15 protein-coding genes are annotated in these 14,912 nt (G+C 69.0%); 9 read left to right on the forward strand and 6 right to left on the reverse strand.

The genetic code is table 11. The annotated features are described in order from the left end of the window. The 3 genes from ACFE7U_RS14505 to argJ form a co-directional block, all read right to left on the reverse strand. Positions 1-886, reverse strand: an 886-nt coding sequence (locus ACFE7U_RS14505; RefSeq protein ID WP_375410429.1) for a DUF6880 family protein, incomplete at its 3' end; no start/stop codon positions are given. Positions 887-931: 45 nt separating this feature from the next. Further along, positions 932-1,336, reverse strand: a complete 405-nt coding sequence (locus ACFE7U_RS14510) for a (deoxy)nucleoside triphosphate pyrophosphohydrolase (protein ID WP_375410430.1) — start codon at positions 1,334-1,336, stop codon at positions 932-934. Between the two features lie 10 nt (positions 1,337-1,346). Beyond that, positions 1,347-2,597: a bifunctional glutamate N-acetyltransferase/amino-acid acetyltransferase ArgJ gene (gene argJ / locus ACFE7U_RS14515; protein ID WP_375410431.1), complete on the reverse strand. Its 1,251-nt coding sequence runs from the start codon at positions 2,595-2,597 to the stop codon at positions 1,347-1,349. 250 nt (positions 2,598-2,847) lie between these two features. Here argJ and ACFE7U_RS14520 point away from each other — a divergent pair, with 250 nt between their 5' ends. Then, the gene (locus tag ACFE7U_RS14520; RefSeq protein ID WP_375410432.1) at positions 2,848-3,252 is read left to right on the forward strand and encodes a histidine kinase; all 405 of its coding nucleotides are present in this window, start codon (positions 2,848-2,850) and stop codon (positions 3,250-3,252) included. A 109-nt stretch (positions 3,253-3,361) separates the two neighbouring features. Here ACFE7U_RS14520 and ACFE7U_RS14525 read toward each other — a convergent pair whose 3' ends face one another. Further along, entirely contained in the window at positions 3,362-3,856 is a 495-nt protein-coding gene (locus tag ACFE7U_RS14525) for a PRC-barrel domain-containing protein (protein ID WP_375410433.1), read from the reverse strand. Between the two features lie 163 nt (positions 3,857-4,019). Here ACFE7U_RS14525 and ACFE7U_RS14530 point away from each other — a divergent pair, with 163 nt between their 5' ends. The 3 genes from ACFE7U_RS14530 to ACFE7U_RS14540 all read left to right on the forward strand — a co-directional run bounded on the left by ACFE7U_RS14530 (position 4,020) and on the right by ACFE7U_RS14540 (position 5,384). Continuing rightward, entirely contained in the window at positions 4,020-4,577 is a 558-nt protein-coding gene (locus tag ACFE7U_RS14530) for a glutathione peroxidase (RefSeq protein WP_375410434.1), read from the forward strand. A 278-nt stretch (positions 4,578-4,855) separates the two neighbouring features. Next, a complete protein-coding gene (locus tag ACFE7U_RS14535; RefSeq protein WP_375410435.1) occupies positions 4,856-5,083 on the forward strand; it encodes a hypothetical protein in 228 nt (75 codons plus the stop codon). Between the two features lie 61 nt (positions 5,084-5,144). Then, the gene (locus ACFE7U_RS14540) at positions 5,145-5,384 is read left to right on the forward strand and encodes a hypothetical protein (RefSeq protein WP_375410436.1); all 240 of its coding nucleotides are present in this window, start codon (positions 5,145-5,147) and stop codon (positions 5,382-5,384) included. Between the two features lie 58 nt (positions 5,385-5,442). Here the strand turns inward: ACFE7U_RS14540 and ACFE7U_RS14545 are convergent, their stop codons facing one another. Next, positions 5,443-8,439 (reverse strand): L-glutamate gamma-semialdehyde dehydrogenase, encoded by a 2,997-nt coding sequence (locus ACFE7U_RS14545; protein WP_375410437.1) that lies wholly within the window; start codon positions 8,437-8,439, stop codon positions 5,443-5,445. Between the two features lie 115 nt (positions 8,440-8,554). On the opposite strand from ACFE7U_RS14545, the gene ACFE7U_RS14550 reads away from it, so the two are divergent. Further along, positions 8,555-8,875 (forward strand): YnfA family protein, encoded by a 321-nt coding sequence (locus ACFE7U_RS14550; RefSeq protein ID WP_375410438.1) that lies wholly within the window; start codon positions 8,555-8,557, stop codon positions 8,873-8,875. Positions 8,876-8,890: 15 nt separating this feature from the next. On the opposite strand, the gene ACFE7U_RS14555 is transcribed toward ACFE7U_RS14550, so the two are convergent. Beyond that, positions 8,891-10,237 carry a diguanylate cyclase gene (locus ACFE7U_RS14555; RefSeq protein ID WP_375410439.1) on the reverse strand — a complete coding sequence of 449 codons (1,347 nt, stop codon included), beginning with the start codon at positions 10,235-10,237 and terminating at the stop codon, positions 8,891-8,893. Between the two features lie 256 nt (positions 10,238-10,493). Here ACFE7U_RS14555 and ACFE7U_RS14560 point away from each other — a divergent pair, with 256 nt between their 5' ends. The 4 genes from ACFE7U_RS14560 to ACFE7U_RS14575 all read left to right on the forward strand — a co-directional run bounded on the left by ACFE7U_RS14560 (position 10,494) and on the right by ACFE7U_RS14575 (position 14,839). After that, positions 10,494-11,093, forward strand: a complete 600-nt coding sequence (locus ACFE7U_RS14560) for a nitroreductase family protein (RefSeq protein WP_375410440.1) — start codon at positions 10,494-10,496, stop codon at positions 11,091-11,093. A gap of 10 nt (positions 11,094-11,103) precedes the next feature. Next, positions 11,104-12,720 carry an AMP-binding protein gene (locus tag ACFE7U_RS14565; protein ID WP_375410441.1) on the forward strand — a complete coding sequence of 539 codons (1,617 nt, stop codon included), beginning with the start codon at positions 11,104-11,106 and terminating at the stop codon, positions 12,718-12,720. A 325-nt stretch (positions 12,721-13,045) separates the two neighbouring features. Next, positions 13,046-14,446, forward strand: a complete 1,401-nt coding sequence (gene ahcY, locus ACFE7U_RS14570; RefSeq protein ID WP_375410442.1) for an adenosylhomocysteinase — start codon at positions 13,046-13,048, stop codon at positions 14,444-14,446. 78 nt (positions 14,447-14,524) lie between these two features. Beyond that, entirely contained in the window at positions 14,525-14,839 is a 315-nt protein-coding gene (locus ACFE7U_RS14575) for a hypothetical protein (RefSeq protein WP_375410443.1), read from the forward strand. Positions 14,840-14,912 lie beyond the last annotated feature (73 nt).

Here is a 14,912-nt window from a genome sequence, read left to right on the forward strand (position 1 = left end):
ATGCGCGGGTGACGACGCCGATGCCGCGCTTCTGCGGCTGTATGATCCAGTCGAGAGCCTCGGCGGCGCGGCCGGCGGCGAGTAGCCGCTCGGCCACGGCGACCCGGTCGGGCCGCTCCGGCGACACCATCCGCTCGAGGGCGACGAAGCCGTCGACGTCGCCGCGCCGGTCGGCGAGCGCCTGGCGCAGGCGCACGAGTCGCATCCAGCGCATCTGGCGATTCCAGTCCTTGTCCTCTCGCGGTCTAGCCGCCTCGGCGGCCTCGGCGAGGTCGCCGTCGAGGGGCGCCACGGCGTCGTCCGGCAGGCTCGGGACGAGGGTGAGGAGCAGGGCCTCGATAATTCCGAAAGGGTCGGCCGAAAGGTGTCCGACGAGGCGTGTCGCGAAGGCGGCGGCCTCCCCCTTCGGCAATGATGCTGCCATCGCGGCGGCCTCGTGCGACGCCCGTTCGTAGATCCCGAGAACCTGGCCGGTGGAATCGTCGACCCGGTCGAGGACGCCGGCCGAACCGATCAGAAAGCGCACGAGGCGATCGAGCGCCTGATGGGGATCGAGCGGCAGGAGTTCCCGCGTGATGGTCGAGACGGTGGCGTCGAGGTCGGCGACGAAGGCGCGGCGCTTCTGCCAGTCGATATATCCCCTGGCCCGCTCCAGGGCGGTCAGGCGGCGGTCGACCAATGCCGCCACCGCATCCGGCCCCTGCAGTCCGGCGATGGCCGCCGTGACGAGCTTCCTGAAGGTCGGGTTGCGGGCAGTCTCGGAGAGGACGAGGCCGGTCAGGCGTTCCAGACCGAGGGCAGCCAGGGTCTCGGGGCTCGGCGTGGTCCTGCGCGAGGCCCGCTTGGATTTCGCCACCGCCGGCGGTGGAGAGGCTTTTCGCGCCATCGGCCGATCCTCCTCGTGCGAGCACGCCCGCCCCGTTCTCCCCGGTCAGGGACCGAGCAAGTCCACCAGGAACGGGATCAGCGGCGCATCGGCCGGCGGCATCGGCATGTCCCTGAGGTCGCGGGGGCGAACCCATTTCAGGCGCTGGCCTTCGAGGGGCGCGGGCACACCCTCCCAGCGCCGGCAGATGTAGAGCGGCATCAGCAGGTGGAAATCGGGGTAGGGGTGGCTCGCGAAGGTGAGCGGCGCGAGGCACGCCTCCTTGACGGTGATCCCGAGTTCCTCGGCGAGCTCGCGGATCAGGGTCTCCTCCGGCCGTTCGCCGGGCTCGACTTTGCCGCCGGGGAATTCCCACAATCCGGCGAGCTGCTTGCCGGGCGGCCGCTGCGCCAGCAGAACGCGCCCATCCGCATCCGCCAGCGCGACGGCGACGACGAGGAGGAGCCTCACGGCACTCGCCTCACGACCGGTAATCCCCGTTGATCGCGATGTAGCCGGAGGTGAGATCGCAGGTCCAGACGCGGGCCGAGCCGTCACCGATCCCAAGATCGACCCGCACCGTGACGCCGGGCTCCCGCATCACGGCGCTCGCGGCCTCCTCGCTGTAAGCGGAGTCTCGGGCACCCTGATGCGCCACGCGGATATCGCCGAACCAGATCGAGAGCCGGTCGCGGTCGGCGGGCTCGCCGGCCTTGCCCACCGCCATGACGACCCGGCCCCAGTTCGCGTCCTCGCCGGCGATGGCGGTCTTCACGAGCGGCGAGTTGGCGATGGACATCGCGATGCGGTGGGCAGAGGCCGCGTCCGTGGCTCCCCCGACCTCCACGGTGACGAACTTGCGCGCGCCCTCGCCGTCCTTCGCGACGAGCTGGGCGAGCTCGACCAGGAGGTCGTCGAGGGCAGCCCGGAAGCCCGAAAGGCGCGGATCTGCGGCGTCCGTGATGCCGGTGTTGCCGGCCTTCGCGGTGGCGAACAGCATCAGGGTGTCGGAAGTGGAGGTGTCGCCGTCCACCGTCACGCAGTTGAAGCTGGTCTTGGTGCCGGCGCTCAGCAGGTGCTGCAGGACCATCTGCGGCAGGGCGGCGTCCGTGAAGACGAAGCTCAGCATCGTCGCCATGTCGGGGGCGATCATGCCCGCACCCTTGGCGATGCCGTTGATCGTCACCGTGACGCCCTCGATCTCGGCCTGACGGGTCGCGAGTTTCGGGAAGGTGTCGGTGGTCATGATGGCCTTGGCCGCCGCCGCCCAGGCGGCAGAGCCGGCTTCGGTGCGACCGGCGCAATCGGCGAGTACGCCCTCGAACTTGGTGGCGTCGAGGGGTTCGCCGATGACCCCGGTCGAAGCGATGAAGATCTCGTTCGGGCGGCACCCGGCGGCGCGGGCTGCGATGTCAGCGGTGAGCGCGACCGCATCTCTCCCCCGTGCGCCGGTGAAGGCATTGGCGTTGCCGGAATTCACCACGAGGGCGCGGGCGCCGGGGCCGGTCAGTGCGTCGCGGCACCAATCCACCGGCGCCGAGGGGCATTTCGAGCGGGTGAAGACGCCGGCCGCCTGCGTGCCCTCTGCGAGGGCGACGTAGAGCACGTCGGTGCGCCCGGCATACCGGATCCCGGCTTCCGCGGTCGCGATCCCGACGCCGGCGATCGCCGGCAGGTCGGGATAGGTCGCGGGCGCCAGGGGCGAGACGGGAACGGATTTCGCTGACGACATCGGTTGAGCGCCTCCGGCTGTCCGCCGCGGGTGAGCGTATCCGTCGACGGCGCGGCCGGTGTTGCCCTGCCGGCGCCTCGGGCGTCAACAGGCGGAACGACCGGTCCGGTTCGAGAATTGAGCCTGCGACGCAAGATCGATCGCCGCCTTGGCCTTGTGTCGTGGCGGCGACGTGACATAGCATGGTGCAACGCAACGCAAACGAGGTGTCAGCACGGGTATGTCGCAGCACGCGCGGGACGACTCCACCATGACATCGTCCGCCTCACCTCGGGGCGCGTACGGTGTTCAGGTTTTGATCGCGGGCCGCCAGAAGCATTGGCGTGACGAGGTCGCGTGCCAGATTCGGCGGGCGGGATACACCGCGACAACGGTCGATTGCGGGGTAGACGCGATGACGGTGCTGGCTCTCGGTCTCCCCGTCGATGTTCTCGTCACCGACGTGACCCTGCAGGGCGAGTTGTGCTCCGCCAAGCTCGCCGTCGAGGCCCGGGTCCTGCGGCCGGACCTGCGCATCGTCTTCGCCAGCGATCTCACGCCGAGGGCATGGCGCGAGACGGAAGGCCTCGCACCCCGGTCGCTGTTCGTCGCCCCCGACCCGCGTGCGGACGCGGTCGCCACGACAGTGCGAGACGCTTTGGCGAGCCGGATCTGATCAAACGGTCCGCTCGTCGACGATCATCCCCCTCGGTGCGCTCCCCCTAAGGGGAGGAGCGCGGCGGAACTCGATCCGGTTCCGGAAAGGAGGCGGCGAAGCGGCAGGCTCAATTCGCCTTCGCGTCAGTCGCAGGCTTCTTCGTCTCCGTGGTGCTGCCGGTCGTGGCGGGCTTCGACGCGCCGAGATAGACGTATTCCGGTGCCGCGCGGAGCTGGTCCTTCGTCGTCTCGATCGAGGCCTTCAGGGTCTTCTCGTCGGCGCGAGCGAGCTTGAGCGCGCTCGGATCGATGGCGACGTACTTCGTGCCGATCCCGAGGAAGCCGCCGACTCCCACGACCCAGGCCTTCACGGTGCTCTTCTCATCGAGGACGACGTCGGCGATCTCGCCGATGGTCTCGTTGGCGCCGTTCTGGATCGTCAAGCCGACGAGCTTCGAGGTCACCATGTCGGCTGGCGTCTGCGCGACGAAGGTGGGACGCAGGTCGTTGGCCAGTGTCGCGGGCGCCGCCGCCGGCACGGCGGTGTCGGTGGACGGGGTCTGGCCGAGCGCCAGCGTCGTGCTCATGGCCAGCAGGAGGGTTCCCAGCAACAGGTTGCGCATGGCGAGTCGTCTTTCTCGGTTCGGTGATGGCACTCGCACAAGCTAGAGCGGTCGGGAAAGGTTCCGCCCTGCGGCGACGTTGCGATGGAACCGCGATCGGATCGGCCTATCTTGACGGCACCCGAACAACGGCTCGGCCCGCCCGCCCCATCCGGAGACGTCCATGTCGATCCTTCGCCGCCAAGCCCTCCTGCTCCTCGGCTTCGGACTCGCCGCCGGAACCGCGCGCGCCGCAGGAACGGACACGACGAAGGCGGATGGCTTCAGCTTCGACAAACCCGAGGGCGGCACGCTGTCCCTCTCGGCCTATGCCGGCAAGCCGTTGCTCATCGTCAACACGGCCACGGCCTGCGGCTATGCCGGGCAGTTCGCCGGCTTGCAGGCCCTATGGACCCGGTTCGGAACGCGCGGGCTCACCGTCATCGCGGTGCCCTCGCCGGATTTCGGCAACCAGGAGCCGCTGGACGGAATGGCCATCGCCGAAGCTGCCCGCGCCAACCACGGCGTCACTTTCCCGATCGTCTCGAAAACCCATGTGCGCGGGGCGAAGGCGCATCCGTTCTACCGCTGGGCGGCGGCCGAGAAGCCAGGCTCGACGCCGAATTGGAACTTCCACAAGTACCTGATCGGACGCGACGGCAGCATCGTGGGCGCCCATCCTGCCTTCGTGGAGCCGAACGATCCCCGCATCGTCACGGCCATCGCCAACGAGCTGTCCTAGAAAGGGACCTCAGCGGGAGGTCGGGGCGACATGGGTCCGCGCCGGCGGTCGCCGGCTTCCCGGCGGGCCCCTGCTGCGCCGGGGTCGACGGACGGATAGTTCGAGGCGAAGGGGTTGGCAGGCACGCCCGAACCGCCGGGCCGATCGGAGATCGATCCGCATCCGGCAAGGGCGGTCAGGGCCGCGGCGGCGGCGAGATGGGGGAGACGTTGCATGACGGTCCTTCGATGGTTCTGAATGGATGCTTGCCGACGGAGCAAGATCGAGGAGACGGCGCGATGGAACCTCACCACCTCGACCATGACGGCCGATCGTTCACGATCGACTTCGAGCGGACGCCCGAGGGCTGGGTCTGCCGGATCAGCCGCGAAGGTGACGGGGCCGTTCAGGTCATCGCCTTTTCCGACGGTCCCGGGTTTGATCCCGACGACGTGCGCGGCTCGCTCATCGCCGGCTGCGAGGCAGCGATCTCCCGCATGCCGTCCTCGCCGCCGACCCGGCACTGATCGGAACTCCCGGGGCGCCTCGTCGGTTCGCGGTGACATCCTTCAGCACGGAACGAACGCCATGACCGAAGTCACCTATCGCATCGTCGAGCACGACGGTGGCTACGCCTACAAGGTCGGCGACGTCTTCTCCGAGACTTTCCCGAGCCACGACGAGGCGCTCCAGGCCGCACAGGCCGCTGCCGCGGAGCAGCAGGTGCCCGGCTCGACGGAGGGCATCCGCTACCAGGACGAGGCCGGAGCCTGGCACGACGAGACCGCGCGGGGCGACGATCGCCCGACCGCGAAGGTCACGGACTGAGCCGAAGGTCACGGACCGGGCATCGTCTCGCGGAGCGGAATGGTTTCGCGATCCTGCCTCAGCCCTCGAGGGTGACGAGGCCGATCGTACCGCCCATCGCGGCCGTGTTCACGGTCAGCGTCCGCTCGGTGGCGAACCGGGCGAGATAATGCGGACCGCCGGCCTTCGGGCCCGTGCCCGAGAGGCCGGTACCGCCGAAGGGCTGGCTGCCCACCACCGCGCCGATCATGTTGCGGTTGACGTAGACGTTGCCGTGGGGAAGCGCCTCGGCGATCCGGTCCACGGTGGCGTCGATGCGCGAATGGACGCCGAGCGTCAGGCCGTAGCCCGTGGCGGCGATATCGGCGATGACGGCGTCGAGGGCGTCGGCCCGGTACCGGACGACGTGCAGGATCGGGCCGAAGACTTCGCCGGCCAGATGCCGTGCCTGCGTGAGTTCGAACACGTGGGGCGCCACGAACAGGCCCGGCGGCGCCTTGCCCACGAAATGAACCTGGCTCCTCACCATCATGTCGGCGATGTGGGCGCCGAGACGGGCCTTGGCGTCGTCGTCGATGACAGGGCCGAGGTCGGTGGCCGGGTCGCGCGGATCACCGATCCGAAGCTCCGCCGCGGCGCCGCAGATCATCGCGATCATCGCGTCGGCGACGTCCTCCTGCACGAAGAGCAGGCGCAGGGCCGAGCAGCGCTGGCCCGTCGACCGGAAGGCTGAGGCCACGACGTCGTCGGCGACCTGCTCGGGGAGCGCCGTGGCGTCGACGATCATCGCGTTGATGCCGCCGGTCTCGGCGATGAGGGGCGGGATCGCGCCGTCGCGGGCGGCGAGCGCGCGGCTGATCGCCTTCGCCGTCGCTGTCGAGCCGGTGAAGACGACCCCCGCCAGGGCGGGATGCGCGACGAGGCGCTCGCCGATCAGTGGCCCTCCCGTCACGAGGTGCAGAGCGTCGCGTGGGATCCCAGCCGCGTGGAGGAGGCGCACCGCCGCGCGCGCGATCCGCGGCGTCTGCGGGGCGGGTTTGGCGACCACGGCGTTGCCGGCCACGAGGGCCGCCGCGGCCTGTCCGACGAAGATCGCCAGCGGGAAGTTCCAGGGCGAGATCGCCGCGAAGACGCCGCGCGCGCGAAACGACAGGGTGTTGCTCTCACCCGCCGGGCCCGGCAGCGGCAGCGGGTCCGCGAACAGCCGTCGACCCTCGTCGGCGTAGAAGCGCAAGAAGTCGATGGCCTCCCGCCATTCGGCGAGCGCGTCGTCGAGGGTCTTGCCGCCCTCCGATTGCAGAAGCCGCAGGAGCGGGCCGCGCTCCCCTTCGAGCGCGGCGGCGGCGCGATCGAGGCAGGCGGCCCTGCTAGGGGCGGGCAGGCGGCTCCAGGGCGGGAAGGCTAGGGCGGCTGCGACCATGGCGGCGTCCGCCTCGTCCGGCCCGGCCTCGCGCACCGGCTCGGCGAAGGTGTCTGCATTCGCAACCTCGGCCACCAGGGCGTCGAGGGATCCGCGGTCGCCGAAGGCGAGGCCAGGGCTGTTGCGGCGATCCGGACCGAACAGGTCGCGCGGCAGCGGGATGCCGGGGTGCCGCGCCCGGGAGGCGGTCTCGACCAGCGCCTGCGGCCGCACGATCAGGCTCGCGGCCGGCACTGCCGGGTCGCCGGCGCGGGCCACGAAGGAGGAGTTGGCGCCGTTCTCGATGAGGCGACGGACCAGGTAGGCGAGCAGATGCCGATGGTCGCCCACCGGGGCATAGACCCGGCAAGCGATGCCGGGATGCGTCTCCATCAGCCGGTCGTACAGGGCCTCGCCCATACCGTGCAGGCGCTGGAACTCGAAACCGTCCGTCCGGCCGGCACCGGTGACGATGCTCGCGATGGTGAGCGCGTTGTGGGTCGCGAATTGCGGGTAGAGCCTCGGACGATGCCCGAGCAGGCGCCGGGCCGCCGCAAGGTAGTTCAGGTCCGTCATCGCCTTGCGGGTAAAGACCGGATAATCACCGAGCCCCTGGACCTGCGCGAGCTTCACCTCGGTGTCCCAGTATGCGCCCTTGACGAGACGCACCATCAGGCGTCGGTCATGGGCTTTCGCCAAGGCCCCGACGTGGTCGATGACGGCGAGGCAGCGCTTGCCGTAGGCCTGGACCGCGAGACCGAACCCGTCCCAGCCGGCGAGTGCGGGATCGGCCAGCACCGCCCCGATCACATCGAGGGAGAGTTCGAGCCGCTCGGCCTCCTCGGCGTCGATGGTGAAAGCGAGTTCGCTGTCCCGCGCCGCTCGCGCCAGGGCGATCACCACGGGCACCAGTTCCGTCATGACCCGGGCGCGCTGCGGCGCGACGTAGCGCGGGTGCAGGGCCGAGAGCTTGACGGAGATGCCAGGCCGGTCGGGCAGGCCGGCGTCGCCCGCATGCCGGCCGATGGCCGCGATGGCCTCGGCATAGGCGCGGCGGTGGGCGCCGGCGTCGGCCGCGGTGCGGGCGCCCTCGCCGAGCATGTCGAACGAGTAGCGGTAACTGCGCCCCGCCGGGCTGCCCGCACGCCTGAGAGCCGCGTCGATATCCTGCCCAAGGACGAACTGGCCGCCCATCAGACCCACGGCCGCATGGGCCGCGGCGCGCACCGCCGGCTTGCCGAGACGTCGGACGAGGCCGCCGAGGATGGCTTCGGGCGTATCGGCCGGGCCGACGATCCGGGCACCGAGCCCGAGCGCCCAGGCCGTCGCCTGAGTCAGGCGTCCCTGGCCGCGCACGGCGTGGTGGGCGAAATCGCCCTCGCCGAGCTTGTCGGCGATCAGCCGGTCGGCGGTGGCGGGGTCGGGGACCCGCAGCAGCGCCTCAGCCAGCACCATCAGCGCCAAACCCTCGCGGCTCGAGAGGTCGTATTCGCGCAGCATCATCTCGACGGCGCCGAGCCCCGAATGCGCGCGGATGGCGGCGATCAGGTCGAGGGCGAGGGCGTCGACGGCCGTCTCTTCGTGGACCGGTCGAGCCGCCCCGGCCATGAGGGTCGCCGCCAGGACGGCATCGTCCGATGCGTAGTCGGCCTGGAAGCGAGGCGGGAGAGGCGCCATGCACGGGTTCCCGACGAAGGAAGGCAGGCCGATGGTAGCACGACCGGTGCCGCCGGGGTGCCGGCCCGCCGCCTCGCTGTTAAGAGGTCCGCTCGTCGAAGGGCCGAACCCCACCATGTCCGTTCTCGTCTATGCGGCCGCGGCGCTCGCGGAGATCGCCGGCTGCTTCGCCTTCTGGGCATGGATCAGGATGGATCGTTCAGGCCTGTGGCTGGGGCCCGGGCTCGCCTGCCTGGCGCTTTTCGCCCTGCTGCTGACGCGGATCGAGAGCGAGGCCGCCGGGCGCGCCTATGCGGCCTATGGCGGCATCTACATCGTCGCCTCCCTGTTCTGGCTGTGGGGAATTGAGGGCCATCGCCCAGACCGCTGGGATCTTGGTGGCGGCGTCGTCTGCCTCGTCGGTGCGGGTATCATCCTGTTCGGACCGCGCGCGTAGGGACCGCCTAAGGGGTCACGCCGCTGCGACCGCGATGGCGTTGCCGGCCGTCGAGGTCGGCTCGCCGCCGGCGTCCCCGCCTGGGTGGACGGCCAAGATCCGGGGCAGGGTCCGATTCCGCCCTTCCGCCTTGGCTGCATAGAGCGCGAGGTCGGCCAATTCGATCAGAACGTTGGCCGACCCGGCCGCGCCGCTGACCGCCACTCCGAGGCTGACCGTGACGAGGCCGATCCCGTCGTCGCGGCCCGCATGAGGGATGGTGCGACCGGCCACGGCGAGGCGGATGCGTTCGGCGGCCTCCAAGGCTTCGGAAAGCGTACGACCGGGCAGGAGCACGGCGAATTCCTCGCCCCCGTAGCGGGCGGCGAGATCGTAGCGTCCGGTCGCGTGAACGGCCAGGATGCCCGCGATGGTCCGCAGGCAATCGTCGCCCGCGCTGTGGCCGTAGCGGTCGTTGAAGCGCTTGAAGCAATCGACGTCGAGGAGGATCAGCGCGAATTCCTGCCGCCTCTCGCCGTCTCCGCCCTCCTCGGCGGATCGCCAGAGTTCGTCCATCCGCATCGTGAACCGGCGGCGGTTGGCCAGCCCCGTGAGCGGGTCCGTCGTGGAGAGCCGGGCCAGCACGGTGTTGTCCTCGGCCAGACGCTTGCCCCGCAGCGTCTCGCGCAGGTTGAGCAGATAGTCGCAACGGTTCGCCGCCTCGGTCCGGCGGGTGGCCATCAAGGTGAACCCCATCGCGACGACGAGATCGAGCATGATCACGGCGCCGACCTCCGGCCCGATCCCGACCCGGGTCAGCACCGCCGCAGCGGCGAGGAGGGCTGTCGTTGCCGAGACGAGGCAGGCCCACGAATAGCGCAGGGGCACGACGATGTTGGCGAAGACGATGCTCAGCATGACCTCGGCGGTGCAGAGATAGACGAGCGGTCCGTTTCCCAGCGCGATCAGCAGGATCGGGACGCAATTGGCGCCGAGCAGCGCGACCGCGCCGAGCCCTTCTCGCGCGCCCGGTTTCATCCAGGCGGAGGCCCACATGATCAGGAAGCCGACGGGCGTGACGACGAGTGCCCGCAGCACGAGATTCAGGTAGGCCCAGTCCGGAACCGTCACGAAGCCGACGAGATCGTAGAGGTTGAACACAAGGATGCCGATGAGGACGGTCGACCGGATCTGACGGACACGTTCCCGCTTGGTGTCGTCCTCGAAGCGCGCCTCGAGAGCCGGCCCGAAGCTATCGAGATAGCGGCCCGATCGCAGAACCCTCTCGGCGGCGTCGAGCAGCACGGCGTCCGACCAGGTCTCGCTGGAGCGAGCAGGCGTGGCGTTCGCGGATCGGCTCTCTTCGATCGTCAGGCCCGACACGCCGCCTCCTCCCGCGCGTCGCGACGCGGTACCCGGCATCCTGGGTGCAGGGGACTGACCAACTTCCTAACGCTGCGTCCTTTCGGGATCTCGAGGCGCAGGGCGCGGACGCTTATCCACTGCCCGAGTCGAGGATCGAGGTCGCTCAGGGTTTGCACTGCAACCGTCTCTGCGTGCATGCCAAGGAACATCGACGCTCGATGCATGCCGCCCTCGGCACCCCGCCCTCGACCCGCCCCGATTTGGAGACTGCCCAGTGACGTTCGCCAACCCACGCCAGCCGGATCACGATATCGATCCGCTCTTCATCACTCGCTGGTCGCCGCGGGCCTTCACCGGCGAGGCGGTGCCCGAGGCGGAATTGCTGCGGATGTTCGAGGCCGCGCGGTGGGCGCCGTCGGCCTACAACTCCCAGCCCTGGCGCTTCCTCTACGCGCTTCGCGACACGCCGCACTGGCAGACCTTCTTCGACCTCATCGTGCCCGGCAACCAGCGATGGGTGAAGGACACCGGCGCCATCGTGATCCTCGTGTCGAGCACCCACATGAAGGTCGGGGACGAGCTGAAGCCCTCATGGAGCCATTCCCTCGATACCGGCGCGGCCTCAGCGAACTTCCAGCTCCAGGCGATCCGCCAGGGTTGGCATGCCCACGGGATGACCGGCTTCGACCGCGAGCGCGCCGTGACCGCCCTCAACGTACCTGCCGACCATCGCGTCGAGGCGGCCTACGGCATCGGGCGGGCGGTTGCGCAGTCCGAACTCACGGCCGGGCAACTGGCCAAGGAGACCCCGAATGGCCGCCGTCCGATCACCGACTTCGTCCATCCCGGCGGCTTCAAGGCCCTCGGGGCTTGAGCGAGCCGCCGTGCTGACACCCGCGCCCGACTACGATGCCCTGGTCGCTGGTTTCTCCTGGGAGATCCCGGAGCGCTACAACATCGGTGTGGACGTCTGCGATCGCTGGGCGGCCCGCGAACCGGAGCGCGCTGCGATCATCGCGGTCATCGACGGGCGAGTCGAGACCACGACCTTCGGCACCCTGAAACGGGATTCCGACCGGCTCGCCGCCGCCTTGATGGACCAGGGAGTCGCTCGGGGCGACCGCGTCGGGATCCTGCTGCCGCAATCGGCCGCCGTCGTGGTCGCTCACGCGGCGTCCTACAAGATGGGCGCCATTGCGGTGCCACTGGCCGGGCTGTTCGGGCCAGAGGCGCTGCAGTACCGCCTCTCGGATTCCGGCGCGAAGGCGCTGGTCACCGACGCGGCCGGCCTCGCCAAGCTCGCCTCGATCCGCGCGGGCCTGCCGGATCTCGCGCTGATCGTCACCACCGGCCAAGCCGTCGACGGCGCGCTCGGCTGGACGGACCTCGTCGCGGCGGCGCCCGACGGGTTCGTCGCCCTCGACACGCGGGCCGACGATCCGGCCCTGATGATTTACACCTCCGGCACCACCGGCCTCGCCAAGGGGGCGCTCCACGCCCACCGGGCGCTCCCCGGCCATCTGCCGGGCTGGGCGATGATGCACGACTTCCCGCCAAGGCCCGGCGACCGGATGTGGACGCCCTCCGACTGGGCCTGGGCCGGTGGCCTCCTCAACGTCCTGATGCCGAGCCTGCATCACGGCCTGACGGTGGTGGCCCGGCCCTCGAACCGCTTCGAGCCCGAGGGCGCGTTGCGGCTCATCGCGGATCTCGCGGTCACCAACGTCTTCCTGCCGCCCACCGCGCTCCGCATGCTGCGCGGCGTGCCCGACCCGCGCGGGCGCTTCGACCTCTCGCGCTTGCGCAACATCGCCTCGGCAGGCGAGGCGCTGGGACCCGAGACCTTCGCTTGGGCACAGGCCGAACTCGGTCTCACCATCGGCGAAGCCTATGGCCAGACCGAGTGCAATCTCGTCCTCGCCTCGTGCCGTGCCGCGGGCGTGGCGCGGGCGGGCTCCACCGGGCGACCGGTGCCCGGCCACCGCGTCGCGATCCTGCGCGCCGACGGCAGCGAGGCCGACATCGACGAGCCCGGCGAGATCTGTGTCGCCCGGCCCGACCCGGTCATGTTCCTGGGGTACTGGAACCAGCCCGAGGCCACCGCGAAGAAGTTCCGCGGCGAGTGGATGCTGACCGGCGACACCGCACGGCGAGACGCAGACGGCTACGTCCATTTCGTCGGGCGCGAGGACGACCTCATCACCTCGGCGGCTTACCGCATCGGCCCGACCGAGATCGAGGATTGTCTCCTGCGCCATCCCGCCGTGGCGCTCGCCGCAGCCGTGGGCAAGCCCGACCCCTTGCGCACCGAGATCGTGAAGGCCTTCGTGGTGCTGCGCGACGGATCCAGTCCGGGCGACACCATGGCGGCGGAGATCCAGGCCTTCGTGAGGGAACGGCTTTCCGCGCACGAATACCCGCGCGAGATCGCGTTTCGCGAGAGCCTCCCGATGACGACGACCGGCAAGATCATCCGGCGGCAGTTGCGGGACGAGGCGTGAAGGGAGGCGAAGCCTCAGCCTCGGGCGGCCTCGGAACTCGCTCTTGGACCATCATCAATCCGCCCAACCCGGTTATTCCGGGGATGCGCAGCTGAGCGCGGAATCCGTAAGCGCATTCGGCTCTTCGGTTTTCACCTTCGGCGGTTCTCGATTCCAGGTTCGCCTTCCGAGCTATCGCTGAGTTCGAAGATCCGAATCCAGCTCCGCGGCCGCCGGTTCAGCTCATCGTTCGTATAAAGACATCTTTATGTCTTGATTGCTTCCTATCCCGGCGCCTGCTACAGGCTGCGGCCAGGACGCAACGAGAGACGGAGCAGGACCCCACATGGCCCAGGATTACATCGTCAAGGACATCGGACTGGCCGAGTACGGCCGCAAGGAGATCTCGATCGCCGAGACCGAGATGCCGGGCCTGATGGCCACGCGCGAGGAATACGGTGCGTCGCAGCCGCTCAAGGGCGCCAAGATCGCCGGCTCGCTGCACATGACGATCCAGACGGCCGTGCTGATCGAGACTCTGAAGGCGCTCGGCGCCGACATCCGCTGGGTGTCGTGCAACATCTACTCGACGCAGGACCACGCCGCCGCCGCCATCGCCGCCGCCGGCATTCCCGTCTTCGCCATCAAGGGCGAGACGCTGGAGGATTACTGGGACTACACCTCGAAGCTGTTCGACTGGCATGACGGCTCGATGCCGAACATGATCCTCGACGACGGCGGCGACGCCACCATGTTCGTGCACCTGGGCCTGCGCGCCGAGAACGGCGACACTGCCTTCCTCGACAAGCCCGAGTCGGAAGAAGAGGAGATCTTCTTCGCGCTCCTGAAGAAGAAGCTCGGCGAGAAGCCGAAGGGCTGGTTCGCCGGTCTCGCCGACTCGATCAAGGGCGTCTCCGAGGAGACGACCACGGGCGTCCACCGCCTCTACAACCTCGCCAAGGAGGGCAAGCTCCTGTTTCCGGCGATCAACGTCAACGATGCCGTGACGAAGTCGAAGTTCGACAACCTCTACGGCTGCCGCGAATCGCTGGTCGACGGCATCCGCCGCGGCACCGACGTGATGATGGCCGGCAAGGTCGCCATGGTCGCGGGCTTCGGCGACGTCGGGAAGGGATCGGCCTCCTCGCTCCGCCATGCCGGCTGCCGCGTGCTGGTCTCCGAGGTCGACCCGATCTGCGCGCTCCAGGCTGCGATGGAAGGCTACGAGGTCGTGACGATGGAGGACGCCGCTCCGCGCGCCGACATCTTCGTCACCGCGACGGGCAACAAGGACATCATCACGATCGAGCACATGCGGGCCATGAAGGACCGCGCGATCGTCTGCAACATCGGCCACTTCGACAACGAGATTCAGGTCGCCGGCCTGAAGAACATGACGTGGTCGAACATCAAGCCGCAGGTTGACGAGATCACCTTCCCCGACGGACACCGCATCATCCTCCTGTCGGAGGGACGCCTGGTGAACCTCGGCAATGCTACCGGCCACCCGTCCTTCGTGATGTCGGCCTCGTTCACAAACCAGACGCTCGCCCAGATCGAGCTCTGGACGAACCCCGGCAAGTACGAGCGTCAGGTCTACACGCTCCCCAAGGCCCTCGACGAGAAGGTCGCGATGCTCCACCTCGAGAAGATCGGCGTGAAGCTCTCGAAGCTCCGCCCCGACCAGGCCGCCTATATCGGCGTCTCGGAGAACGGCCCCTTCAAGCCGGACCACTACCGCTACTGAGCCGAACGGACGGGCACGTCGTCGCCCGTCATCAAGTCCGAGAACGAGAGAAGCCCGGCGGGATGCCGGGCTTTTTTCATGCCCGCTTTCGATTTTCGGCCGGGTAAGGCACGAACCCAACGTTTTTCCCGCATCACGCCCGAGCGGCGGGACAGGGTCGTTGCTGTTGATGGCGCCGCCCACCGCCTGCTCGAAGCTGTCGCCGACGTGGCGCATCGCGGTGTTCCGCTCGTCGGCGGGCTGGAATCGGTCGATCTGGCCTTGGAGAACGCCGACGATCATCAAGGCCATCATCATGCGGATGTAGCGGGGAAGCCGATGATCAGCCGGCCTCCGATTCTGAAAACAGCTTCCTTACTCGAACTCACCGATGCAAAATCGACCCTGATATAATAAAATTTAGCCTAGAATTACTGAATAGGAAGGTGCTTTTGACTACATTGAATGTCGTTTTTCACGATGTGGA

The sequence above is a fragment of the uncultured Methylobacterium sp. genome, assembly GCF_964251405.1.
Taxonomy (GTDB): Bacteria; Pseudomonadota; Alphaproteobacteria; order Rhizobiales; family Beijerinckiaceae; genus Methylobacterium.

What these genes read in the sequence shown, in the direction of transcription:
- ACFE7U_RS14520 (WP_375410432.1), top strand. Translation starts at nt 2,848, where the DNA reads ATGACATCGTCCGCCTCACCTCGGGGCGCGTACGGTGTTCAGGTTTTG.
- ACFE7U_RS14525 (WP_375410433.1), bottom strand. Translation starts at nt 3,856, where the DNA reads ATGCGCAACCTGTTGCTGGGAACCCTCCTGCTGGCCATGAGCACGACG.
- ACFE7U_RS14545 (WP_375410437.1), bottom strand. Translation starts at nt 8,439, where the DNA reads ATGGCGCCTCTCCCGCCTCGCTTCCAGGCCGACTACGCATCGGACGAT.
- ACFE7U_RS14535 (WP_375410435.1), top strand. Translation starts at nt 4,856, where the DNA reads ATGGAACCTCACCACCTCGACCATGACGGCCGATCGTTCACGATCGAC.
- ahcY (WP_375410442.1), top strand. Translation starts at nt 13,046, where the DNA reads ATGGCCCAGGATTACATCGTCAAGGACATCGGACTGGCCGAGTACGGC.
- argJ (WP_375410431.1), bottom strand. Translation starts at nt 2,597, where the DNA reads ATGTCGTCAGCGAAATCCGTTCCCGTCTCGCCCCTGGCGCCCGCGACC.
- ACFE7U_RS14540 (WP_375410436.1), top strand. Translation starts at nt 5,145, where the DNA reads ATGACCGAAGTCACCTATCGCATCGTCGAGCACGACGGTGGCTACGCC.
- ACFE7U_RS14575 (WP_375410443.1), top strand. Translation starts at nt 14,525, where the DNA reads ATGCCCGCTTTCGATTTTCGGCCGGGTAAGGCACGAACCCAACGTTTT.
- ACFE7U_RS14530 (WP_375410434.1), top strand. Translation starts at nt 4,020, where the DNA reads ATGTCGATCCTTCGCCGCCAAGCCCTCCTGCTCCTCGGCTTCGGACTC.
- ACFE7U_RS14550 (WP_375410438.1), top strand. Translation starts at nt 8,555, where the DNA reads ATGTCCGTTCTCGTCTATGCGGCCGCGGCGCTCGCGGAGATCGCCGGC.